The following is a 24000-nucleotide window of genomic DNA, read 5'->3' on the forward strand; positions in this document are numbered from 1 at the left end:
GGTGCATACCGGCACCAGGAAAACGTCGAAGTTGGCGCAAAACCGGGATCCCGATTATATGGCGCTGCGTGCTGCGCTGGAGGTGATGGAAAAGGTCGGCCGCGATGTGTTTGATGTGCTCGATTGTGTGTTCATCGAAGTGCTGCAAGATGACCTGCGGTGACGAGTCGGTTTCGCGCCGCATTCCAGCCGTCCTTATAGCCGATTGATTCGTTCGGTTACTTCTGCGCCAGGCAACTTATCCCTGTTGGGGTAACGAGCTTGCCAATGAGTTGTGTTATATAAAACGCTGTGGTGTGGCAAATCACACAGCCAGCTTGATTTGAATCAAGGCGGGTTGTGACGTGTATTGGCACCTTTACCCTGACTTATCCTTTCCGGTAACCGACCCGCTTTTCGCGAGAGGGGGAACAACAATGAAACTGCAATTGAAACGGACGGCATCGCTGCTGGCCGGCCTCGGTATGGGGCTGGCTGTCGCATCGACTGCCTGGGGGCAGTCTACGCTCGATCAGGTCATGAAAGAGCGCGGGCTGACTCAAAAGGACCTGCTGGCCGCTGCGAAGACCTATACGCCGACTGGCAAGCATGATGACTACATCGTATTCAGCTCGGGCGGCCAGAGCGGTCAGGTGATCGTCTACGGTATTCCCTCGATGCGTATTTTGAAGTATATCGGCGTCTTTACGCCCGAACCGTGGCAGGGTTATGGCTTTGATGAGGAGTCCAAGGCGGTACTGGCGCAGGGCAGAATGCTCGGTAAGGACATTGCCTTTGGTGATACCCACCACCCTGCGCTCTCCGAGACCAATGGTGACTACAATGGCCGCTGGCTGTTCATCAACGACAAGGCCAATCCGCGCCTGGCCGTGATCGATCTTCACGACTTCGAGACCAAGCAGATCGTCGTCAATCCGATCATGAAGTCCGAGCATGGTGGCGCGTTCGTTACCCCCAATACCGAATACGTCATTGAAGCCAGCCAGTACGCCGGCCCGCTGGCCGAGGAGTTCGTACCGCTGGAGCAGTTCAATGAGAAGTACCGCGGCGCGGTGACGTATTGGAAGTTCAACAACGAGAAGGGCCGTATCGAGCCCGAGAATTCATTCTCGGTCGAGTTGCCCCCCTACAGCCAGGATCTCTCCGATGCCGGCAAAGGGCCATCCGACGGATGGTCGTTCACCAACTCCTTCTGTTCCGAGCGCTACGTGGGTGGTATCGAGCGCGGTCGTCCGCCGTTCGAGGCGGGCTGCTCCTCCAAGGACACCGACTTCCTGCACGTGATCAACTGGAAGAAGGGTGTCGAGGTGGTTGCCGCCGGCAAGGCCAAGAAGATCAACGGTCACGATGTGATCCCGATCGACGTGGCGGTGAAGGAGGGCATGCTCTACCTGGTGCCCGAGCCGAAGAGCCCGCACGGCGTCGACGTCAACCCCGATGGCACGCATATCATCGTCTCGGGCAAGCTCGATAGCCATGCCTGGGTCTACAGCTTCGAGAAGATCATGGCCGCCGCCAAGGCCGGCAAGTTCGAGGGTAAGGATCCCTACGGGATTCCGATCATTGCGATGAAGGATGCACTGCACACGCAGGTCGCTGTCGGTCTGGGCCCGCTGCATACCCAGTACGACTCCAAAAAGTGCGTGGTCTACACCTCGATCTACGTCGACTCCATGGTCACCAAGTGGGATTACTGCGAAGGCAAGGTGCTGGATCAACTGCCCATTCATTACAATATCGGCCACTTGATGACCATGGAAGGCGATTCTGTCTCACCGGACGGCAAATATCTGGTGGCACTGAATAAGCTGGCCATCGACCGCTTCGCCCCGGTGGGCCCGCTGCATCCGCAGAACCACCAGCTGATCGACATCAGCGGCGACAAGATGCAGCTGCTCTACGATATGCCGCTGCCGCTGGGCGAACCTCACTACGCTGTGGCCATCAAGGCTGACAAGCTGAAGCCCGTCGTGCGTTACAAGTCTGGCTGGAACAGCCGTACCGATGCGCGCTCGCCCTACCGTACCCGTGCCGGTCGTGAGAAGACCGAGACCACGCCGGGCAAGGTCGAGGTGTTCGGTACCGTCATTCGTTCGCATATCACGCCGGAGATCATCGAGGCGCGAGAGGGTGACGAGATCATCATTCACCTGACCAACCTCGAGCGTGCACAGGACGAGACGCACGGCTTTGCATTGCGCGGCCAGAATGTCCAGCTCTCGCTCGAGCCTGGCAAGACGGCCACCGCGCGCTTCATCGCGGACAAGCCCGGCGTATTCCCCTACTACTGCACCGAGTTCTGCTCGGCACTCCACCTGGAGATGCAGGGCTACCTGCTGGTCGCCCCCAAGGGCTACAAGGCCGAGAAGGTGATGATGCAGGAAGGTACGTCCTACACCCAAGTTGACTACGACAAGCAGGTGAAGACCAATATCGAGACCCAGGCGGTCATCGACCAGGTGGTCGGCTTCATCACCAGCCACAACTATCAGGACTTCCCGACGGCCGTCGCCTTGGTGGAAGATGCCACCGATCAGCTCGGCTTTGCCGAGGAGGCCAAGAAGAAATCCGAGGCCGCTGCTGCCCAGCAGGATTGGCAGAATGCTATGCTCTGGGCCAACCAATGGTGGCAGTATCAGGTCAAGACCGCAGATCTCGGTTTGCGTGCCAAGACCCATCTAGAACAGAATGGCGCCAAGAAAGTGAAGTAAACTGTTGGTGTAACGCTCGTAACCAGGGGGGGAGCGCTTTCGGCCCCCCCTTTTCTATCTACAAGAGAGGAGTTGACATGCGAAATTTCACTATCAAGGCCGTGGCCGCAGGCATGATCGCGGGCGCTTTGATGGCCAGCGGCAGCGCGATGGCCGATGGCGCCGCGTTGTATAAGTCCAAGACCTGTATCGCCTGCCATGGCGCTGACGGCAAGGCGCCGATTCTGCCTATCTATCCCAAAATTTCGGGCCAGAACGAGCAGTATCTTGTCGCGCAGATGAAGGATATCAAGAGCGGTGCGCGTGCCAACGGTCAGTCCGCGGCCATGAAAGGTGTCATGCACCTGGTCAACGATGCCGAGATTGCCGAGATTGCCAAATGGTTGGCCGGCGTGAAGTGATCTAGCTGAAAAAGGCGGGGTGGCTGAGCCTTGATGGGAATCAAGGTTCGGTCACCCCGCCTTTGTCATTATAGGGCACATTGATTCGTATATTATTAAGTACTAATATAACAGCCATTGATAGTGGGGACTTTGGTGGGCCGGAGAGGGCCTTTTTTGATTTGATGGAGGTTGCTGAGATGTTGAAACGTGATTGGGTCATGACCGTGCTGGTCGCCGGCGGGCTGGCTTTGTCGGGTGCGAGTTGGGCGGCTTGGAACGAGGGTGGTGGCGAACAGGACGAAGCGCTGCACCTGCAAGCTGATATCGAAAACGGACTCGATGTCTACGAGGTCTGTTCCGCGTGCCACCTGCCCGAAGGCTGGGGTACCGAAGACGGCACTTTCCCACAGCTGGCGGGCCAGCACCGCGGCGTGCTGATCAAGCAGATGGCCGATATCCGCGCCGGTAATCGCGACAACCCGACCATGTATCCTTTCGCGCTGCCCGAATCCATCGGCGATGCGCAGGCGCTGGCCGACGTGACCGAGTACATCCAGAAACTGAAGATGAACCCGGAAAACGGTAAAGGTCCGTGGAAGCCGGGTACGCCCGAGCATGCCAAGGGCGAGCAGCTCTACAAGGACAACTGCACCCGTTGCCACGGTGACAGGGGTGAAGGCATACCGGACAAGTTCTATCCGCGCATCGAGGGTCAGCACTACAAGTACATGGTGCGCCAGTTCGAGTGGATCCGTGACGGCAAACGCCGCAATGCCAATCCGGACATGGTGAAGCAGATCAGTGAGTTCAGCGATGACGACATGAAGCAGGTGATCAACTATGTTTCCTGGATCCAGGTGCCCAAGGAAGATCTGGCGCCGTCGGCCAACTGGAGAAATCCTGATTTCGACTAGAGCTTCACGTTACACATAGCGCTGGTACTGCGGGGCGGAGCGGCGCCCCGCAGTACCCTGCACCGCATGGCAATTCCGACCGATTTCTGGGTCGACCATAATCGTCGGGCAAGGCATCACTACCCATGAACAGAGCCAACAACAGTAGCAAGAACATTCTCATCGCCGCCTTGTGCGGGGTCGCGGTGCTGCTGCTCATGGTCATCTACTTCTCGCCGGTGTGGTGGGTTTCGCTGAAGGCACCCAACTACCCAGCGGAGGCGTTCCCGGATGGCATACGCATCCACTTTCACATGAACGGTGTCTTTAACGGCTGCAAGAAGCAGGAGGGGCGTCAGATCCAGGAGGATGTCGCGCTGGATTGTGTCCATGAGATGGACACCATCAACCATTACGTGGGGATGTACCCGATTGCGGCGGGCGCGCCGATCGAGCGTGCGTTTTCACCCTATCTGGTTTCGTTGCTCGGGGTGATGGTGATCGGTTTTGCGGTGCGCAAGCGTACGATGCGGGTGGCGACGTTGGCGGTCGGCTCGGTTGTGATCGCGGGTTGGATGTTTCTTACCTTTCACACCGAAGATGGCTTGAAGTACCAGAGCGAAGGTTATCTGAAGGCCATGGTCACCGCGCTCGATCAGGACGCAGGAGATTCGGACAGCGGCCCTGACCAACTCTCTTCATCGGAGGCGGTCATCGAGCGGTTGCGTGAATCACTGAGGGCGAGCGGGGTGGAGGGCGAGGCGCCGAGCCAGAGCCCCCAGGCCCGTGGCAAACAGGCCTACATCGAGCATCTGAGAATCACCTTCGAGAAAGACCAGGAACGCCGCGGGCGCGATGTCACCTGGGATGGCAGCGGATCGCAACTGGTGGTCTGGCATTACGAGAAGACCCTGGGCCGTTACTTCAACAACCCCGAAGAGATCGCGCCAATGGTCGCCACCTTGAAGGCGGTCTCCTCGGTGGTGTTCTGGAGCCTGATCACAGCGATGGTGGCGCTGGTGGTGGGTACCTGGATGTGGCGTCCTTTCAGCTGGTTGCTGGTGCTGGTGCCGATGGCGTTACCGGTCTTTTTTCTCATCGACTACGCCGGATGGTTATGGTGGTTTGGGCATAATCTCAATGAAATGGGTGCCTTTACCGTGAAGGCGTTCATGCCCACCGTATTCGGCCAGGGCAAGGTGGCGCAGTTTTCCACTCACTCCTATCCGCACTACGGATTCGGCGTCATGTTACTGCTCTCATTGGTAACAGGGTTGGCCGCGCTGTTGCGTCGCAAGCAGCCTGAAGGGGCAAGCTGAGTCGCGTCATGGTCGTGCGGCCCCCGCGGGAAGTCAGGCGAGCGGTGTGCCGGAGCTTGGTAGCGGTGATTGGCACCACAGGTTGGCTTTTAGCGGGGAATGCCTTCGCGGCGTTACCCTCGTTTCAGATCCTGGTGGATAACGCTGACCCCGCCCTGCCCCTTGTTCCGGAGCCAGGCGTTTACGCAGGTCCAGTCCATATTCAAAAGCCTCTCACCATCGATGGGCGCGGGCAGGTGACGATCGACGCCGGAGGCAAAGGATCGGTCATCGTCCTTGACACCGACGGTGCCACCCTCAAGGGCTTGCGTCTCACCAATTCGGGTGAATCCCATAACGATCTCGATGCCGGGGTACAGGTGCGTGGGCGTTTTAACGTCATCAAGGACTCGGTTATCGACAACACCTTGTTTGGAATCGATCTGCAGCAATCGGAAAACAACATCGTGCGGCGCAATCGCATCAGTTCCAAACCCACCGAGGTGGGGCTGCGTGGTGATGCGATACGCCTCTGGTACAGTTTCAACAACAAGATCACCGACAACATCATCGAGAGTTCACGCGATATGGTGGTCTGGTATTCCGCGGATAACGTGATAGCCCGCAACGAATCCTCCGGCGGGCGCTACTCGTTGCACTTCATGTACTCCAACCGCAATGAAGTGCTCGATAACAAGTTCATCGGCAATCAGGTGGGCATCTTCGTCATGTACAGCAACGGCATGGTGTTCAGGAATAACTTCATTGCCCATGCGGCGGGTCCTACCGGCGTGGGAATCGGATTCAAGGAGAGCTCCAATCTTCTGCTGGAGGGTAATCAGGTTCTTTACTGCGGGACGGGGTTCTATCTCGACGTCTCGCCCTACGAACCGGATACCACCAATATCTTTCGCAATAATCTGGTGGGTTTCAACGGTGTAGGTGTGCGCTTTCTCAGCGACTGGCCCGGCAACGTCTTCGAATCCAATACCTTCAAGGGTAATCTCACACAGGTGGCGGCCGGCAGCGGCGGCAGTGCCGCGCGTAATATCTGGCAGGGCAATTACTGGGAGGACTACGAGGGTTTTGATCGTGATCGCAATGGCGTAGGCGATACACCCTACGAGCTCTATGCCTATGCCGATCGCATGTGGATGGATGTGCCGGCCACGCAGTTTTTCAAAGGCGCCCCGATGCTGGAGATGATTGATTTTCTGGAGCGCCTGGCGCCTTTCAGCGCGCCACGTCTGATGCTGCGCGATACCGCACCGCGCATGACCACCATCAATTGAGTCTCGTTGTCACTTATCGTTGAGCTTGAAGTATGAGCAAGAAGGACAAACCCACAGAGATGCTGCCTGTCTCCAGGAAGCGCGCCCAACAGGCGCGGCGGCGTTTCCTGCGTTCCGTCGCGCTGACGGTGGGCGTTGTGGGGATGGCGGCGCTGGGCTACATGCCCGTGGCCCGCGGCTGGAAACCACGCCTGCGTCCACCGGGCGCATTGTTGGAGCAGGAGTTTCTCGCTGCCTGCATCAAGTGCGGTCAGTGCGTGCAGGTCTGTCCGGTGGAGGCGATCTTTCTCGATGACCTCGATCAGGGTTTTGGTGTTGGTGCCCCCTATATTCACGCTCGCGACCAGGCTTGTGATTTCTCCTGCGATGGACTGCAGTGCGTGCTCGCCTGCCCGACCGGCGCACTGACCCACGAGATCTCGTATCCCCACGAGGTGGATATCGGCATCGCACGCCTTGATCGACCGGATAAGTGCCTGGCGCTCCTCGGCAAAGGCTTCAAGGGCAAGGTGCGCGGGCCGGAGTTCACCGGCAAGTTTCGCTACATCGAAGTCGATCGCTGGAATCCGGTGGCGGTGCGCAGTCAGGATTTCGACAGGGAGGTCTGCGACCTTTGCGTGGTCCACTGCCCCATCGAGATCCGTGCCGATCAGTGTGAGGCGGGGAAACCCCCGTCGGGCGATCCCAATCAGTGCCCGCCCAAACGGGCCATCGGGTTGGAGCCGGTTGACAGTGGCGACGGCATGGCCCGCTTCATGCCAGTGGTCTACGACGGTTGTGTGGGTTGCGGGGCCTGCGAAATGGTCTGTCCGACCGAACCCGCCGCCATCGTCATCGACATGGCCAGCGTGCTCAAGAGCTGACCTGGGGACCTGTCATGTGCTACATCGGGCAACATCTCGCTGAACTGCTGGGCCGCGAGCCCCGGAAACCGGACAATGAGGAGATCGCGCCCCAGGCCCAGGAGATCCATTTCTATAAAAAAGGCCAGGTTTTCGATGCCAAGGCCGCGGCCGAGGAGCATCAACGCCTCAAGTCCAACAAATGGCGCAATATCCGCTGGGCCACGCTGCTGGCGGTGAATCTGCTCTTCGTGCTCTCGTACTCGCTGGATATTCAGTTGCTCGAGGGAGCGTTGACCGCCTCACGCTTTGCCGGATTCCACATGGCCGATCTCAACTCGGCGCTGCAGGTGATGCTCGCCTTCAAGGAGGTGCTGATCAATCTGCTGATCGGCACGGTGACCGTCTTCATCCTCTGGTTTTTCCTCGGTGGCCGTACCTTCTGCTCCTGGGTCTGTCCCTACCATCTGGTGGCCGAGTTGGCGGAAAAGCTGCATCTCAAGCTGGTGGAGAAGAAGATCATCAAGGGCATCGATTTTCACCGCGGTACCCGCACCGCCTTTTACGTGATCTTTGCGGTGCTGACCCTGGCGTCGGGTTATACCGTGTTCGAGTCGGTGTCGCCGACCGGCATACTCAGTCGCGCCATTATCTACGGTCCGGGATTGGCATTGATCTGGGTCGGCGTGCTTTTGCTGTTCGAGGTTGTCGCCTCGCGCCGTGCCTGGTGCCGTTACGTCTGCCCGATCGGTATGACCTACGGTTTCGTCGGTGCGGCCTCCCCACTGCGGATCCGTTATAACCTCGTCAACTGCCAGCATGAGGGTGAATGCCGTAAGGTGTGCCTGGTACCGCACGTGCTGGACACCGTGATCAAAGGGCGGGCACGTGACGTGGAGGTGCCGATCGGCGCCGACTGTACGCGCTGTGGTCTGTGCGTCGATGTCTGCCCCAGTGGGTCGTTACGGTATGAGTTCAAGTTTGGTGGCGGCGCCAGGGTGACTGCCACCGAGCAGCCCTGAGTCCAGTAGCTGCCGCGACGGACGCCTTCGCGATGGAATCCCGGGCTCAATGCGGCGACAATGCCGCGGGTATTTTGGTGGCGATGCACGCCCCGGGGACTAGCCGGTCAAGATCATGATTCGCTTTCAGAACATTACCAAGACCTTTCGCCGCCATGCGGTGCTGAAAAGCGTCAACCTGGTGATCAAGGCGGGGGATCGCGTTGCGCTGGTCGGTTCCAACGGCGCGGGCAAGACCACCCTGATCCGCTGCCTGCTGGGCGAATACACCTGTCAGGGCGAGGTCTTGGTCGATGGGCTCGACCCGCGCAGCGAGCGCGAGAAGGTGCTGTCGCGCGTGGGATTCGTGCCACAACTGCCGCCACCGTTGAAGATGCCGGTGGGACAGCTGATACGCTTTGCTGCCAGCGTCTGCAAAGTCGATGAGCAGCCAATTCACATCGTCGCGCAGCGACTCGGGCTCGACACCGGGCAGGTGAAGCGTCAGTCGTTTGTGAAACTTTCCGGCGGCCAGAAACAGAAGCTGCTGATTGCCATCGCCCTGGGCCGCGAAACCGACCTGCTGGTGATGGATGAACCCGCTGCCAATCTCGATCCCGAGGCGCGGGCGATCTTCTTTGAACTGCTGGCGGAGAAGCAGGATCACGTCGTAATGCTGATCTCCAGCCATCGGCTCGACGAGGTGGCCTCGCTGGTCAATCGCGTCATCGAACTCGATCAGGGCGCGGTGGTACTCGATGATCGGGTTGCCGATGAAATCGATCTCACCAGCCGGCTGTGGTGCCGTATCACCCTGGTGCGTGCTGAAGCGGCGTTCGCCAAGGCGATCACCCCCTGGGGTTTTCGTCTGGCCGACGAGGGGCGGGTATGGGAGGGCGAGGTGGCCGGTCCCGATCGCCTGCGTTTTCTCGGTGTGCTGTCGCGCTATGCGGGACTGCTCGCCGGCATCCAGATGAATGAGCAGGGCACCGTGGCAGATCGTGATGCGCTGGCCTGTGGCGAGGAGGTCTGATGCGGCGTCGCGCACTGTTGCAGGCGACACTGCTGGCAGCGTTCATCGCTCCTCTGGCCGGTTGCGGGGGTGATCCGGGAGCAGGTCCGGTCGAGGTGAAATGGGATCGCGATGCCTGCGAGCGCTGCCGCATGGTGCTGAGTGACCGACGCCACGCGGCGCAGGTGCGGTTCACCGATCCCGGTGGGCGATCGCGGGTGATGCGGTTTGACGATCTGGGCTGCGCCGTCATCTGGCTGGAGGACAAGCCCTGGAAAGAGGCTGCATCCACGGAAGTCTGGGTTAACGACCACCGCGACGGACGTTGGATCGATGCGCACACGGCCTATTTCCTTGGTGGTCAGCTGACCCCCATGGAATACGGGCTGGGCGCCCAGGACACCCCGCTCGAAGGGGCGATGCGTTATACCGATGCACGGACCCATGTCCTGGCCATCGAGGAGCGGTTCAACAGGCATGGCGCCGATGTCCGTGCCGATGCACGCGCGCGCGAACCCGGCACCACCGCCCCCCCCGGCCACAACCACTGAGTATCATCTCGCCATGCACTATCTCTGGCTAACCGCTTGGTCCGATATCGTTGAATCGCTGCGTGCCCGGTGGTTCTTCGTCTACTCGCTGGTTTTCGGCGGTATCGTGGTGGTGCTGTTTCTGCTGGGACTGACCGAGTCGCGGGTGATGGGGTTTACCGGGCTGTCGCGGCTGTTGCTGACCTATATTCAGCTGTGCATGGCGGTATTGCCTATATTTGTGCTGATTACGACAGTGCGTTCGGTGGCGGGGGATCGTGAAGCGGGGGTGTTCGAGTATCTGCTATCGCTGCCGACCCCACTTGCGGCCTGGTTTTGGGGCAAGCTGCTGGGCCGGTTTTTCGTGGTTTTTCTTCCGGTGTTTCTCGCCATGCTCGGCGCGGTGGTGTGGGGCATGCTCAAGGGAACGGAGATGCCCTGGACCCCGTTTCTCTTCTACACCGGGCTGTTGCTGGCATTGGCCTGGTGTTTTCTCGGACTGGGGATGCTGATCTCGACCGTGGCACGTTCGGCCGATGTGGCGCAGGGGGCGGCCTTCGTGGTGTGGCTGACCCTGATTCTGTTCCTCGATCTCATCCTGCTCGGGGTGATGATCCGCGAGCAGCTGCCCGCGGAGACGGCGGTGGCACTGGCGTTGGCGAATCCCCTGCAGGTGTTTCGCACGGCCGCGATGATGCTCTTCGATCAGCAGCTGGTGCTGCTCGGGCCGACCGCCTACGTAATCCTCGATCACTTCGGTAAGACCGGTTACATGGTCTGGGCCATGGGCTACCCGGTGGCGGTCGGGACCCTCTGCGCGGCTGTCGGTTACTGGCTCTTTCGCCGATCCGACCTACCCTGAGCCGGTCTGCTGAAAAGTGGGTCATATGCCGCACCCGTGGGGTATTTGACGGGTACTCTGCAAGCCTCGGATTGTGAGATCCTGACCCCACGTAGTCTTGGCTCCGGTCGTCAATTCATCCAGCGCTGTCTTCGAAGTGAACAAAATCTCGCGATCGTATCTCGTCGTTATCGCCCTGCTCGTGCTGGGTTTGCTGGCCGTCGTCGGTTACAAGCTATGGCCGGTGCTCAATCCCACGGTGATCGAGACCGCGCAAGACAATCCCGACTGCGATCTCCATCAGGGACCCTGCACGCTGGCCTTCGGTGATGGTGCGACGGTCACGTTCACAATCACACCGCGTCCGGTGGAGATGATGGAACCGATCGCGCTGCACGTGCAGACGCAAGGCATCGAACCATGGTCGGTCGCTGTTGATATCCAGGGTGTCAGCATGAACATGGGCTACAACCGGCCCGAGCTGGTGGAGGAGGCGCCGGGAAGTTTTACCGGCAGCACGATCTTGCCGATCTGCGTCCGTGAACGCATGGACTGGACAATTCAAGTGCTGGTGCGTAGCGCCGAAGGCATCCGCGCCGCCCCTTACCAGCTGGTGACCTGGAACCGCTGATGAGCGCAGCGAAAGGTCTCCACATCGGTTTGATGGCGCTGATTGCACTGCTGGCGGGTGCTTTGCTGTGGGCTGCGTTCTTCTGGCAGCCACAGCCGCCTCAGCCCTCCGCAGCGCCCGATCAGGATCTGCCCCCCGGGACGCTCGATCTGCGTCTCGCCGCCATGGGTGGTCCCTTTACGCTTGATTCCGCCGACGGCGCTGTGACTCTGGATGACCTGCGCGGCAAGGTGGTGCTGATCTACTTCGGCTACACCTTCTGCCCGGATGCCTGCCCGACCAATCTCGCCATCATGGCCGCCGGTTTCAGTCAGATGAGCGAGGAGGAGCTGGCACAGGTGCAAGGGGTATTCGTCAGTGTCGATCCTGACCGCGACACGCTGGAGCGCTTGAAGCAATACACCGGCTACTTTCACCCACGAATCATGGGCGTCACGGGAACCGCCGAACAGCTTGCCGGCGTGGCGCGGCGTTACGGCGCTTCCTATCAAATCGGTGTGGCAAAAACCGCTGGCGGGTACCTGGTGGATCACTCCTCGTATATCCATGTGGTAGACCAGCAGGGAAATCTGCTGTTTGCGCTGCCCCACGCCGTGGCACCGGAACTGATGGTCGAGACGATACGAACGCTACTGAACACTGACCGATGAACTGTTCTCTGAAACCTCGTGAAAGGAGTTGTCTGTGAATACAAAGTGGAATGCATTGGTACTGGGTGCCGCGATGGTCGGCCAATTTGGTGCAGCGGCATGGGCGGGAAACGCAGCACAGGAGGTTCGTGTCGAGGCTCCCTATGTGCGCGCGGTTCCGCCGGGAACCCCCAATACGGGCGGTTTTATGGTGCTGAAGAACAGCGGCTCTTCGGCGCACGCAGTTGTTTCCGGGCGCAGCAGCGCGAGCCAGCATGTCGAACTGCACACCCACCGCATGGAAGGCGGCATGATGAAGATGCGCCCTATCGAAAAGATCGAAATACCCGCCGGTGGCGAGACGGTACTGAAACCCGGGGATCTGCACGTGATGTTCATCAACCTCGTCAGCGAGCTCAAGGAAGGGCAGGAGGTAGGCTTTACACTGGTCTTTGAGGATGGCAGCGAGACCATGGTGATGGCGCCGGTGAAAAAGGTGATGGAGGGAATGAAGATGGGTGAGGGGATGGGGCACGGCAAAAAGATGCACTGAGCCCCAATCCTGGGCCCAGCAAAGGCACCGCGGTGACGCGGTGCCTTTTTTTTGCGGCTAATCAGTCGTCGACGGTGGACAGGTAGGCAAGCACATCGCTCAACTCCTGGGGCGTGAACAGGGAGAGAAACTTCTCCTCCGGTGCGTGCTCATCGTGAATGCGAATCTTTTCGATGTACTTCTTGATGCTGCGCTCAAGGTAGGTCGTGTACTGTCCTGCCAGCATCGGAACCGCTTGACTCTCTTTCCCTTCGCCATCCTTGCCATGGCACGATTTGCACTCTTTGTTGTAGATCTTGCGTCCGGATTCATGATCGCCTTCGACGCGGGCGATATTCAGAAAGCGTTTGGTGAGCTGCAGCCGTTCGTGGGCATCGAACTCCTCGCCCTCCTTGAGAGGTGGTAGCTGGGAGAGCAGCTGGATATTTGCCAGGAACGCGGAGATGTCGCGGATGTCGTTGTCGGGCATCTGACGATGGTCAACGTGCTCCGCCATCGGCATGTTTGGACGCGAGCGGTCACGAAAGCGCAACATCTCCTTGGCGATGTAAGCTGCCGGCAATCCGGCCAAGCGCGGATACGTGCCCTCCTTGCCTCCCTCGCCCAGGGCCCCGTGGCAACCCGCACAGACCTCGTTGATCTCCTCACCGTTGAGCATGTCGGCGTTGGTGAAATCCATGGTGGGGGCGGCGTGGAGCGGAAACGGAACCAGCAGCGAGAAGAGTAGCGGTAAGGATGCGATGTAACGGCTATTCACGGCGACAATCCATCTCTGAGAAATGTTTGAAAAAATGGCTCGTGATTGTAGACGTTTGTGGTGTTGGTTAAAACGCCCCGTTCTGAGGGGGTACAGCCCCAGAAAGCTGAGGCCGGATCTACGGTTGGCTGAGCGAGAAGTGGCGCAGGTTGTGCCATGGGGCCCCGTATCCCAGGTCTGGGGACAGTTCCCACCGATGCGCTGCGTTGGTAGATGAGCGCGGTGGTTGAAAGGGGACGCAGAGGGGCGGCGCCTGTTGTTACACTCGCCCGCCACATCGTCGTAGGATAGTTACCGTGGGGCACGGTGCCTTTCTCAAAGTGCTGGTTTGCAGTGACTGACAGCAACCCGAATGTGGATCACGCGGCCTGGCCTGGGCGTGCCATCCTGCACGTGGATATGGATGCGTTCTATGCATCCGTGGAGGTGCTCGACGATCCCAGCCTCGCCGGCATGCCGGTGGTGGTCGGCGGCCGACCCGAGGCGCGCGGGGTCGTGGCGGCGGCGAGCTATGTCGCGCGCCGGTATGGAGTGCGCTCCGCGATGCCCATGTCGCGGGCGGTGCGCCTGTGCCCGGCAGCGGTGATCCTGCCGCCGCGCATGAGCCGCTACGAAGAGATGTCGGCACAGATACGCGACATCTTCGAGCGCTTTACGCCGCTGGTGGAACCCCTCTCTCTGGACGAAGCGTTTCTCGACGTGACGGGCAGTCAAACGCTGTTCGGCCCGGCGCCTGGCATCGGGGTCCGGCTCAAAAAGGAGATCCGCGCCGAGACTGGCCTGGTCGCCTCGGTGGGAGTGGCGCCCAACAAGTTTCTCGCCAAGATCGCCAGCGATATCGACAAACCCGACGGCTTGCGCATCATCAAAGCCGAAGAGGTCACCGATTTCCTCGATCCGCTGCCGGTTTCGCGCCTGTGGGGAGTGGGTCCGGCGATGCAGCGTGAGCTGGAGCGTCACGCCATCTGCACCATCGCTCAACTGCGCCGCCTGTCATTGGATGCCGTAGAGCACCTGTTTGGCCGCCATGGGCGCCATCTGGGATTGCTTGCCCGCGGTCAGGACGACCGGCCGGTGGTGCCGGAGAGCGAGGCCAAGTCGATCTCCAACGAAACCACCTTCAACGAAGACCTCACCGACGACACCGTGCTCCATACCTGGCTGCAGCAACTCGCCGAGCAGGTGGGGTGGCGGCTGCGCCGCGCCGGGCTCGCTGGGCGTACGATTCAGATCAAGGTCCGCTTCGCCGATTTTACGACGTTGACCCGCACCCATACGCTTGCGCAACCGACCGACATCAGCCGCGAGATCATTGCCGCCGCGGGCACCCTGTTTCGCACGCGTCTCCCGGTACCGCGCCCGCCGGTGCGACTCCTCGGTGTCGGCGTCAGCGGATTCGATGCAAGTGACCTGCAGCAGGCCGACCTGTTCGCTGAGGAGCAGCGCCGGCGCGACAGTCAACTCGACGGCGTGGTGGATGCCATCCGCGGCAGATTCGGCAAGGGCGCGGCGCGGCGCGGCCGCGACCCCAAGGCATGAAGGGGATGGCGAAGTGCCGCAATCTACGGATATCCTTGAGATTGGGGGGAGACCCAAACGAGCACGGGCAGAGGCAAGGGGAGGCGATGGAGAAGCTGGCAGAAACACTTCCCGACGATGCCCACTATGTGCGTCAGGTCACCGCTCTGGGCGACCGGCGAACAGTGATGGCCAGCGAGCATATCGAGAATGCTGACGGCATGCGGCTGGTGCGGGCCGGCGCGTCGATCAACCGTGAACTCTATGACAAGCTGGTACGCCACAAGCTGCTCAAGCCGCTGGACAGTTCGCTGAATGTCGATAATCCGGTAACCGTCACGACACTGCTGCACGAGGCCAAGTCACTGTTGGATCGCGAACCCTGCCTGGCGCAGATCATAGAAATGACGCCGCATCAGGAGCCAATGCGGGTGCTGGGCGCGGTGGCGCTCAACGAGGCGCTCTCGTTCAAACTCACCGTCTGCCACGAACGGGCGCCGGAAAAGTTCAAACATCTGTTGCGCGTGGCATTGGCCAGCGTGTTTCTCGGGGATCATCTGGGCCTGGGCGACGGCGAACTGGTGGAGCTTGCCAGCGCAGGGCTGTTCCACGATCTTGGCGAGCTGCACATCGATCCGCAGCTGTTTGCCGCCCCCCGTCCGCTCTCGCAGGCCGAGCGCCGGCAAATCTATACTCATCCCTACGTCGCGTATTTGATTCTCAAGTCTTTTTCTCAATACCATCCCCGCATCAGTTCGGCGGTGCTGGATCATCATGAGCGGCTCGATGGCAGCGGCTACCCTCGCGGCCTGCGCGGTGCAGCGGTTAACTCCATGGGATTGATGTTGGCGGTGACCGAACTGGTGGTGGTCATGCTCGAGCGCACCCGCTCGCGCCCCGATCCGCAACGCATGGCGGCAATGCTCAAACTCAATATGGAACGCTTCGGACAGGAGCGGGTAACGCCCTTTATCGAGGTGATCTTGCGTCAGGGGTGCGGTCAATCCGACGGCGAGAGTGCCGATCATGCCATCACCGCCGATGCTCTGCGGTCGCATCTTGCCACGTTGGGTGGCGTACTTCAGCTGCCGGCAAACTGGCCGAGCACGCCGACTGCCAATTTCGTCGCCGAACAGCTTGATGCGCTGCGCCAACTGGCCAGCCGCATCGGGTTGAGTTCCGAGTCCACTGTCGATACGGTCGCTCTTTTAGGCGACGATGCAGCGGGACTGGCGGAGATGGAACACCTGGTCGGCGAGCTCAGCTACCAAGTGAGTGCCGTCGTCCACGAGGTCGAACGCCGCTGGCCGCAAATGGAGGTTGATGATGCGATTCGCGGTTGGCTGCAGGCAGCCAGTGCCCTGGACCGCGCGCCCGCGGCCATACCTACCGCCGATACTATGACGGCAGACAGTGATTAGGCGTATTCAGCGCGGGGTGGATGGGTGTGACAGCGTGCTGGGATTACGCGTTTCCAAGGGCCGCAGCACTGGTATTGTCTGACGGGAGATTCATAGTCACCCGGTTGCGCCCGCTCTCTTTGGCGCGGTACAAGGCTTGGTCGGCGCGACTCAGCCAGCCAGCCGCAGTATCGTCCAGCCGCAATTCGGATATCCCGGCGGAGAACGTGTGACCTGTCAGTTCGGCTAGGGGGGTCGAGGGCATGCCGGTGCGCAGGTCCTCCGCCAGTTCGTATGCGCCCGCGGCACTTGTCGCGGGCGCAAGTATCAAAAACTCTTCGCCGCCCATGCGGAACACAAGGTCTGAATCCCGTACCCGGTTTTCGACCATGTGCGCGAAATCGATCAGAAAGCGATCGCCCATCGCATGGCCGTGGGTATCGTTGATCGCCTTGAAGTGGTCCAGATCGATACTGACCAGCGACGCGGTGTAGCCGTAACGCCGCGCCTTGGCGAGTTCGCTCTGCAACGCCTTTTCCAACGAACGGCGATTGCCCACACCGGTTAGAGGATCAATCTGAGTCAGCCGCTGAAGTTCGTGCTGCTTCTGATGGACGCGCATCGAAAAGATATACACAAAGGTGCTGAGCAATATGAAGCTGGCGCCAAAACGAACGAGTTCGCCCGTCTCCGCCGAGGTGGAGACCGTGGCGAGCATTGCGAGACCCAGCGTGCTGTTGAAGATAAGACCGACCCGGGGTCCAAGTACGAAACCATTCCCACCCGTCGCGGCGAAGCACCAATAGATGCCTCCGCCAGGCACTTGTATCGCGGCGATGACCGTTGAGATGTTCGCGAGGGCGACTCCGGCCAGGAGGGTGTTCGGCGCGATCCGTCCCGCGGGCTTCCAGACCTGCCAGGCGACGACAATCAAGACCAACGTGAACCCGCCGGTACTGGCGAGCAGCAGCCATTCACCCCGTAAGCCATGGATGATGGCAAATGGTGCGACTATTACCAGGCCGGTCAGGCTGATCCAACGCAGGGCGCGGATATCGATGCCATCACTAGTCCAATGAAACATGCGCTTCGCCCAAACCATGCTCGATGAAGCCGTAGGCTTGATTGCAGGGGTACGATCACCTCTGCGTTGAAACGTGACACATTAGAACAGCAACAGCGATGATAAACCATATGAGTCTAAAGTGAATGGTGAAGAACGCAGTTCATCCCAAGGTTCTACGTGATTGCCCAGCCGATGCTACTGATGCCTACCCGAGCAGTCTGGCGAACTCCTCCAGATCGCCCACGGGGGCCGAGCATTGTGTTCCGTTGCAGACATAGGCGGTGATTGGTTCGAAGACGCGGCGATAGTGCTGCAGGGCGGGTGGCACCTCCGCCGCGGCCCCGGACAGGGTGAACACCATGCGGTGGGGTTGGTAGCCGGCGGTACAGTGCTTCAACCAGTCACCGAGCGTCTCCTCGTCACCCACCAGGATCACCAACTGCGGTGGCACCAGCTCCTCGGCAAGGGCGCGCAACAAAGCGTTGTGCCAAGAGGGCGCCTGCTCCATGGCCTGAGCGGCGGCCTTGAGGGTGCGCTCGGCGGCGGCGATGTAGCGCGGGTCACCCAGCAGGTGTCCGAGACGCTGCAGCGCATGGGCAGCGATGCCGTTGCCCGCCGGCGTGGCGTCGTCGCCATAAGGTTTGGGGCGGTAGAGCAGCGCTTCGTGGTCGTCAGCAGTGAAGAAGAATCCGCCTTGTTCGGGGTCTTCGAAGTGCGCCAACAGCGCGTCGGCGAGCTGGACGGCGAATTCGAGATCCTCGCTGCGCCAGCGTGCCTGCAGCAGTTCGAGGATCCCATCGAGGAGGAAGGCGTAGTCGTCGAGGTAGGCGGGGAGGGAAGCACGGCCATCCTTGCAACCGGCCAGCAGTCTTGCCTCGTGCCACAAGTGCTCGCGGATGAAGGCCAGCGCTCGATTCGCAGCGTCGACAAGGTGCGGCTCGCCGAGACGCCGCCCGGCGCTTGCCAGGCCCTTGATCATCAGCCCGTTCCAACCGGTGAGGATCTTCTCGTCGCGGTGCGGACGCACCCGCGTTTCGCGGGCCTGGAAGAGGCGGTCACGCGCGGCGGCCAGCCGCTGGACGATCGTCTCCTCGGGTAACGCAAACCTGGCGGCCAGCTCCGCAGGAGACGCCGCGACGAAGAGGTGCCAGCGCCCTTCGAAGTTGGCCTTCTGGTCCAGCCCCCAGGCGGTGATGGCGAGTGCGTAGTGATCGTCGTCGAGAATGTCGCGCAGCGCCTCGTGGGTCCAGACGTAGAAGAGCCCTTCGTGGCTCTCGGAGTCGGCATCCAGCGTGGCGTAGAAGGCCCCCTCCGGCGAGCGCATCTCGCGCAGCGCCCATGCGCCGATGCCGTGCGCGGTGTCCGCGAACAGGGGATCGCCCGTAGCTTGCGCGGCGCAGGCGTAGAGGTGCAGCAGCGGGCCGTTGTCGTAGAGCATCTTTTCGAAGTGCGGGATCATCCAGCGCTCGTCCACTGAGTAGCGGTAGAAGCCGCCGCCCAGTTGATCCTGCAGTCCGCCGAGTGCCATGCGAGTGAGGGTGTGGGTGACCATGGCGAGGGCGTGCAGGTCGGGCTGGCCGCTGGTGCGTGACTCGGCCCAGTGCTCCAGCAGGCGCTCCAGCGCCGTGGGCTGCGGGAACTTGGGGGCGCCGCCGAAGCCGCCCTGCACCTCGTCGTAACTCTGCTCCAACTCGCTGCGCGTCTGCGTCAGTGGTGCGGCATCGATCACTTGCGCGGGGGTGTGCTGGCGGTGCAGGCTGGTCAGCACCTGGCGCACCGAGGCGTTCTGTTTCTCGACCTCGTCGCGGTGTTCGCGATAGAAGCCCGCCACGCCATGGATCACTTCGGGGAAGCTTGCCATGCCGTAGCGCGGTGTTTTCGGGAGGTAGGTGCCGGCGTAGAAGGGGGTGTGGTCGGTGGGGCTCATGAAGATAGTGAGCGGCCAGCCGCCGGGGCGCTGGGTGAGCAGTTGATGCGCAAGCTGGTAGATCTTGTCCAGATCGGGGCGCTCTTCGCGATCGACCTTGATATTGACGAAGTGCTCGTTCATCAGCTCTGCGATCTCGGGGTCCTCGAAGGATTCGTGGGCCATCACGTGGCACCAGTGGCAGGCCGAGTAGCCGACCGACAGCAGGATCGGTTTGTCCTCGTCACGGGCCTTCTGCAACGCCTCGTCGTTCCAGGCGTACCAATCGACCGGGTTATCGGCATGTTGCAGCAGGTAGGGGCTGGTCTCCCGAGCGAGGCGGTTGGGGCTATGCGTGGTCATAAGGGCATCGATAAAGTTGAGTGTTTAACTAGGTTAACAGCTTAGGCGTTGATGAGGGGAGTTCAAGCCGCCTGAATTGCGCTGAGTCTCGCGTCAAGACGCAAAGATCGCCAAAGCAACCAGTATGTAGAGTGTGTCATGCCTCTGGAAGAGGTCTGCAAGTGACGCGGCCCGCTCTGTGCCGCCCTGCGTTCTGGCGCGATAAGGGTTCAATCCTTGCCTTTCCCCCTTGAACCCGTAAGCTGTGCGCCGACGACCTGCCCGGACCCACCCCATGACCGCCAAGAAACCGAAATCCGCTGCCCTGCCTACCCTGAGTCTCAAGCGCGGCGAAGAGCGCCGCCTGCGCGCGGGACATTGCTGGGTGTTCAGCAACGAGGTGGATATCGAGAAAACGCCGCTGAAGGGGTTTCAGCCCGGCGACCCGGTGCTCATAGAGGCAGCCAACGGCAAGCCGGTGGGAAGCGGTTATGTGAATCCTCACTCACTGATCAGCGCTCGCTTGATAAGTCGCGATCCGCAACGGACACTGGATACCGTGCTGATCGCCGAGCGGCTGGAGACCGCCTTGGCGCTGCGTCAGCGCTACTACCCGGAGCCTTTCCACCGCCTGGTGTTCGGCGAATCAGACGGCCTGCCGGGGCTGGTGGTGGATCGCTTTGGCGACCATCTGGTGGCGCAGATCACCACCGCAGGCATGGAGCGTGCGCGCGACGCCGTGGTCGAGGCGCTGACCCAGGTGATCAAACCCACCGCCCTTTTATGGCGCAACGACAGCGCCATCCGCGAACTGGAAGGGCTGGATCGTTATGTACAGACAGCACTGGGGGATTTCCCGGCGCAGGTGGAGGTGCAGGAGAACGGGTGCCGCTTTCAAACCGATCCCGGTACCGGCCAGAAGACCGGCTGGTTCTTTGACCATCGCGAGAACCGGGCGCGCCTGGCGCGTCATGCGCAAGGGGCGCGGGTGCTGGATCTGTTCAGTTATGCGGGCGGGTGGGGCATCCAGGCAGCGGTGGCCGGCGCCCGACAGGTGATTTGCGTCGATGCCTCGCAGGCGGCACTGGAACTGGCCGGCGACAACGCCGAGCGCAACGGTGTGGTGGAGCGCTGCGAGTTCCTCAAGGGCGACGCCTTCGATGTGCTCGCGCACCTGCGTCACGAACAGCAGCGCTTCGATATCGTCGTGCTCGATCCGCCGGCGTTCATCAAACGCCGCAAGGATCAGAAGGCGGGGGAGGAGGCCTACCGGCGCCTCAACCAGGCGGCTCTGCAGTTGATCGAGCCTGGCGGACTGCTGTTCTCGGCCTCCTGCTCCTACCATCTGGAACGCGACAAACTGGTCGAGTTGATGCTGCGCGGCGCGCGGCATCTCGATCGCGGCCTGCAGGTGCTGGAACACGGTTATCAGGCGCCCGATCACCCCATCCACCCGGCGATTCGCGAGACCGCCTATCTCAAGGCAGTGCTCGCCCGCGTGCTGCCGGGCGCGTGGTGAGGAACTGCTAGTAGGAGCGGTTTCAACCGCGAATGCCGTGGGCGAATCGGGCTGCAGATCGCGAATAAATTCGCTCCTACAGGTACACTATGGCACCCATGTACTACCACGATCTCGATCCCGTTCTGATTCAACTCGGTCCGCTCAAGGTGCACTGGTACGGCGTGATGTACCTGGTGGCCTTCGCCCTGGGGTGGTGGCTGGGCCGAGTGCGGGCAGCCAAGCCCGGATCGGGGTGGAAACCCGAGCAGATCGGCGATCTGGTCTTCTACTTTGCACTCGGCGCGGTGTTGGGCGGGCGCCTGGGTTACACCCTCTTCTACAATCTCGCCGCGTTTCTCGATAATCCGCTGGAGATCTTCTACATCTGGCGCGGCGGCATGTCCTTTCACGGCGGCTTGATCGGCGCACTGATTGCGGCCTGGCTCTATGGGCGTCGGCATCGGAAAGGTTTCTGGCAGGTCGTGGATTTCATCGCTCCGCTGGTGCCGCTGGGATTGGGAGCGGGGCGGCTGGGCAATTTCATTAACGGCGAGCTGTGGGGCGGACCCACCGGTGGCGGTTGGGGCGTGGTCTTTCCCCACGATGCGTTGGGTGTGCCACGTCATCCGTCGCAGCTCTACGAAGCGGCGTTGGAGGGCCTGGTGCTGTTCGCCGTCGTCTGGCTCTTCACCACCAAACCGCGCCCGACCATGGCGGCCTCGGGATTGTTCGCGTTGGGCTACGGCGTGTTTCGCTTTGCCGTCGAGTTCGTGCGCGAGCCCGACGCGCACCTCGGCTACCTCGCGTTCGGCTGGGTGACCATGGGGCAGTTGCTGTCGCTGCCGCTGATCCTGGTTGGCGTGGTGTTGCTGGCGCTGGCCTATCGGCGGGAGCGGGCCGTGGTGTGAGATCACAAATACAAAGTCCAACGCCTACGCGTCTTTGCGTCTCCGCGTTGGATGTTTAGGTTATTTGTACCGGAAGGCACTGAATCATGCAGCAATACCTCGATCTCATGCGCCGCATCATGGAGACCGGCGTGCAGAAGGGCGACCGCACGGGCACCGGCACCCTGAGCGTGTTCGGCCATCAGATGCGCTTCGATCTGGCGCAGGGTTTCCCGCTGGTGACCACCAAGAAACTGCACCTGCGCTCCATCCTCCACGAACTGCTGTGGTTCCTGCAGGGTGATACCAATATCGCTTACCTCAAAGAGAACGGCGTCAGCATCTGGGACGAGTGGGCCGACGAGCAGGGTGGTTTGGGCCCGCTATACGGTTACCAGTGGCGCTCGTGGCCGGCGCCCGACGGCCGCCACATCGACCAGATCAGCGAAGTGGTGGAGACCCTGAAGACCAATCCCAACAGCCGCCGCATCATCGTCTCGGCGTGGAACGTGGCGGATCTGCCCGACGAGTCGGTGAGCCCGCAGGAGAACGTGCGCAACGGGCGCATGGCGCTGGCCGCGTGTCACAGCTTTTTCCAGTTCTACGTCGCCGAGGGCCGGCTCTCCTGCCAGCTCTACCAGCGCAGCGCCGATACCTTTCTCGGTGTGCCGTTCAACATCGCCAGCTACGCGCTGCTGACGCTGATGATGGCGCAGGTCACCGGACTCCAGCCGGGCGAGTTCATCCATACCTTCGGCGATGCCCATCTCTACAACAACCACTTGGAACAGGCCCGCGAACAGTTGGGTCGCACGCCCTATCCGCTGCCCACCATGAAGCTCAATCCGGCGATCACCTCGCTGTTCGACTTCACCTACGACGATTTCGAGCTGGTGGGTTATCAGAGCCATCCCCACATCAAGGCGGCGGTGGCAGTATGACGACACTGTCGCTCATCGCGGCGATGAGCCGGGGACGGGTCATCGGTCACGACAATCAACTGCCGTGGCATCTGCCCGCCGATCTGCAGCACTTCAAGACAATAACGATGGGCAAACCGATACTCATGGGGCGCCTCACCTACGAATCCATCGGCAAGCCATTGCCGGGTCGACGCAACATCGTCATCACCCGCGACGCCGGTTACACCGCACCCGGCTGCGAAGTGGTGCACTCCATCGAGTCCGCGCTCGCGGCTGTTGCCGATGTCGAGGAGGCGATGGTGATCGGCGGTGCCAGTTTCTATGCGCAACTGTTGCCACAAGCGGATCGTTTATACCTCACCTTCATCGATGCCGAGTTCCAGGGTGATGCATGGTTTCCCCAATGGAGCGCCAGCGAGTGGCGCGAGGTCGAACGCGACGACCACGCGCCGGACGAACGCAATCCCTGCCCCTATGCCTTTGTGGTGCTGGAGCGCATCGCAGCAAGTTAAGGCGTAGCAACGCGAGCACGAGTAATGGAGGTAAATTCAAGTTCGAAGCGCAACGGTCGGGCTGTGGCAGGTTTTCCACTCGACAGCTGTTGGTTGACCGCTATACTACGGACCAGTGCGAGTGATGCGGAGTCGATTTTTACCTCTTTCATTAAACGCACGAACGTAAAAAAGCTGCTGCTTGCCAATTGCCTGAGACAGGTAGCGGACAACCTCGTGACCGTAGCTTTTCGCCACGAGGTTACTGCCTTGCATCTCCAGATCGATGCCCCGAAAACCCCGTTCGGTATAGAACTCCAGATAGGCCGGTTCGTTATTGTTTAGCGGGCGATCCACCCAGGCGCATTCACCCGGGGCAGGTTGACGGGCGCCAGCCCCCTGCCGTGCCTTGGCGAAGCGGATGCGAAACGCCTGTTCCCCTCCACGCCAAATTGTGTAACTCGTCGTCATTGCGCCGCCACCGCGACAGACCAATGGATAGGATTCCGCGGCGATGGCCTTGGAAGCCCCCGGAGGGAAGACCAATCCGGTGACCAGTACCATCATGAATGCCATTCGCTTCATCGACTCCT

23 protein-coding genes are annotated in these 24000 nt (G+C 60.9%); 19 read left to right on the forward strand and 4 right to left on the reverse strand.

Annotation, left to right across the window (positions count from 1 at the left end; genetic code table 11):
- Positions 1–416: 416 nt before the first annotated feature.
- The 13 genes from nosZ to DWQ09_04900 all read left to right on the forward strand — a co-directional run bounded on the left by nosZ (position 417) and on the right by DWQ09_04900 (position 12616).
- Entirely contained in the window at positions 417–2711 is a 2295-nt protein-coding gene (gene nosZ / locus DWQ09_04840; protein ID KAA3629568.1) for a Sec-dependent nitrous-oxide reductase, read from the forward strand.
- 77 nt (positions 2712–2788) lie between these two features.
- Entirely contained in the window at positions 2789–3112 is a 324-nt protein-coding gene (locus DWQ09_04845; GenBank protein ID KAA3629569.1) for a cytochrome c, read from the forward strand.
- Between the two features lie 164 nt (positions 3113–3276).
- Positions 3277–4008 (forward strand): cytochrome C, encoded by a 732-nt coding sequence (locus DWQ09_04850; GenBank protein KAA3629570.1) that lies wholly within the window; start codon positions 3277–3279, stop codon positions 4006–4008.
- A gap of 125 nt (positions 4009–4133) precedes the next feature.
- On the forward strand, positions 4134–5306 hold the full coding sequence (locus DWQ09_04855) for a hypothetical protein (protein KAA3629571.1): 1173 nt from the start codon (positions 4134–4136) through the stop codon (positions 5304–5306).
- An 8-nt stretch (positions 5307–5314) separates the two neighbouring features.
- Entirely contained in the window at positions 5315–6577 is a 1263-nt protein-coding gene (gene nosD / locus DWQ09_04860) for a nitrous oxide reductase family maturation protein NosD (protein ID KAA3629572.1), read from the forward strand.
- A gap of 32 nt (positions 6578–6609) precedes the next feature.
- Positions 6610–7440: a 4Fe-4S dicluster domain-containing protein gene (locus DWQ09_04865; protein ID KAA3629573.1), complete on the forward strand. Its 831-nt coding sequence runs from the start codon at positions 6610–6612 to the stop codon at positions 7438–7440.
- Between the two features lie 14 nt (positions 7441–7454).
- A complete protein-coding gene (locus DWQ09_04870; GenBank protein KAA3629574.1) occupies positions 7455–8441 on the forward strand; it encodes a NapH/MauN family ferredoxin-type protein in 987 nt (328 codons plus the stop codon).
- Between the two features lie 115 nt (positions 8442–8556).
- Positions 8557–9453, forward strand: a complete 897-nt coding sequence (locus DWQ09_04875) for an ABC transporter ATP-binding protein (GenBank protein KAA3629575.1) — start codon at positions 8557–8559, stop codon at positions 9451–9453.
- Complete coding sequence (locus DWQ09_04880) at positions 9453–9983, forward strand: hypothetical protein (protein ID KAA3629576.1); 531 nt, start codon at positions 9453–9455, stop codon at positions 9981–9983. The genes DWQ09_04875 and DWQ09_04880 overlap by 1 nt, the downstream gene beginning before the upstream one ends.
- 13 nt (positions 9984–9996) lie before the next feature.
- Entirely contained in the window at positions 9997–10824 is an 828-nt protein-coding gene (locus tag DWQ09_04885; GenBank protein KAA3629577.1) for an ABC transporter permease, read from the forward strand.
- Positions 10825–10921: 97 nt separating this feature from the next.
- Positions 10922–11434 carry a hypothetical protein gene (locus DWQ09_04890; protein ID KAA3629578.1) on the forward strand — a complete coding sequence of 171 codons (513 nt, stop codon included), beginning with the start codon at positions 10922–10924 and terminating at the stop codon, positions 11432–11434.
- The gene (locus tag DWQ09_04895) at positions 11434–12084 is read left to right on the forward strand and encodes an SCO family protein (protein KAA3629579.1); all 651 of its coding nucleotides are present in this window, start codon (positions 11434–11436) and stop codon (positions 12082–12084) included. The genes DWQ09_04890 and DWQ09_04895 overlap by 1 nt, the downstream gene beginning before the upstream one ends.
- 34 nt (positions 12085–12118) lie before the next feature.
- Complete coding sequence (locus DWQ09_04900) at positions 12119–12616, forward strand: copper chaperone PCu(A)C (protein KAA3629580.1); 498 nt, start codon at positions 12119–12121, stop codon at positions 12614–12616.
- 61 nt (positions 12617–12677) lie between these two features.
- On the opposite strand, the gene DWQ09_04905 is transcribed toward DWQ09_04900, so the two are convergent.
- Entirely contained in the window at positions 12678–13295 is a 618-nt protein-coding gene (locus tag DWQ09_04905) for a cytochrome C (GenBank protein KAA3629859.1), read from the reverse strand.
- A 432-nt stretch (positions 13296–13727) separates the two neighbouring features.
- On the opposite strand from DWQ09_04905, the gene DWQ09_04910 reads away from it, so the two are divergent.
- On the forward strand, positions 13728–14912 hold the full coding sequence (locus DWQ09_04910) for a DNA polymerase IV (GenBank protein ID KAA3629581.1): 1185 nt from the start codon (positions 13728–13730) through the stop codon (positions 14910–14912).
- On the forward strand, positions 14909–16312 hold the full coding sequence (locus DWQ09_04915; protein ID KAA3629582.1) for an HD domain-containing protein: 1404 nt from the start codon (positions 14909–14911) through the stop codon (positions 16310–16312). The genes DWQ09_04910 and DWQ09_04915 overlap by 4 nt, the downstream gene beginning before the upstream one ends.
- A gap of 43 nt (positions 16313–16355) precedes the next feature.
- On the opposite strand, the gene DWQ09_04920 is transcribed toward DWQ09_04915, so the two are convergent.
- Complete coding sequence (locus DWQ09_04920) at positions 16356–17393, reverse strand: sensor domain-containing diguanylate cyclase (GenBank protein ID KAA3629583.1); 1038 nt, start codon at positions 17391–17393, stop codon at positions 16356–16358.
- 169 nt (positions 17394–17562) lie between these two features.
- Positions 17563–19626, reverse strand: coding sequence for a thioredoxin domain-containing protein (locus DWQ09_04925; GenBank protein ID KAA3629584.1), 2064 nt, complete (start codon positions 19624–19626; stop codon positions 17563–17565).
- Positions 19627–19900: 274 nt separating this feature from the next.
- Between DWQ09_04925 and DWQ09_04930 the strand changes: the two genes are divergently transcribed.
- The 4 genes from DWQ09_04930 to DWQ09_04945 all read left to right on the forward strand — a co-directional run bounded on the left by DWQ09_04930 (position 19901) and on the right by DWQ09_04945 (position 23428).
- The gene (locus tag DWQ09_04930; protein ID KAA3629585.1) at positions 19901–21124 is read left to right on the forward strand and encodes a class I SAM-dependent rRNA methyltransferase; all 1224 of its coding nucleotides are present in this window, start codon (positions 19901–19903) and stop codon (positions 21122–21124) included.
- Positions 21125–21222: 98 nt separating this feature from the next.
- The gene (locus DWQ09_04935) at positions 21223–22014 is read left to right on the forward strand and encodes a prolipoprotein diacylglyceryl transferase (GenBank protein ID KAA3629586.1); all 792 of its coding nucleotides are present in this window, start codon (positions 21223–21225) and stop codon (positions 22012–22014) included.
- An 86-nt stretch (positions 22015–22100) separates the two neighbouring features.
- Positions 22101–22934, forward strand: coding sequence for a thymidylate synthase (locus tag DWQ09_04940; protein KAA3629587.1), 834 nt, complete (start codon positions 22101–22103; stop codon positions 22932–22934).
- Positions 22931–23428: a type 3 dihydrofolate reductase gene (locus tag DWQ09_04945; protein ID KAA3629588.1), complete on the forward strand. Its 498-nt coding sequence runs from the start codon at positions 22931–22933 to the stop codon at positions 23426–23428. The genes DWQ09_04940 and DWQ09_04945 overlap by 4 nt, the downstream gene beginning before the upstream one ends.
- 105 nt (positions 23429–23533) lie before the next feature.
- Here the strand turns inward: DWQ09_04945 and DWQ09_04950 are convergent, their stop codons facing one another.
- Positions 23534–23992, reverse strand: a complete 459-nt coding sequence (locus DWQ09_04950) for a hypothetical protein (GenBank protein ID KAA3629589.1) — start codon at positions 23990–23992, stop codon at positions 23534–23536.
- Between the last annotated feature and the right edge of the window lie 8 nt (positions 23993–24000).

It is taken from the genome of Pseudomonadota bacterium, from assembly GCA_008501635.1.
Lineage (GTDB): Bacteria > Pseudomonadota > Gammaproteobacteria > QQUJ01 > QQUJ01 > QQUJ01.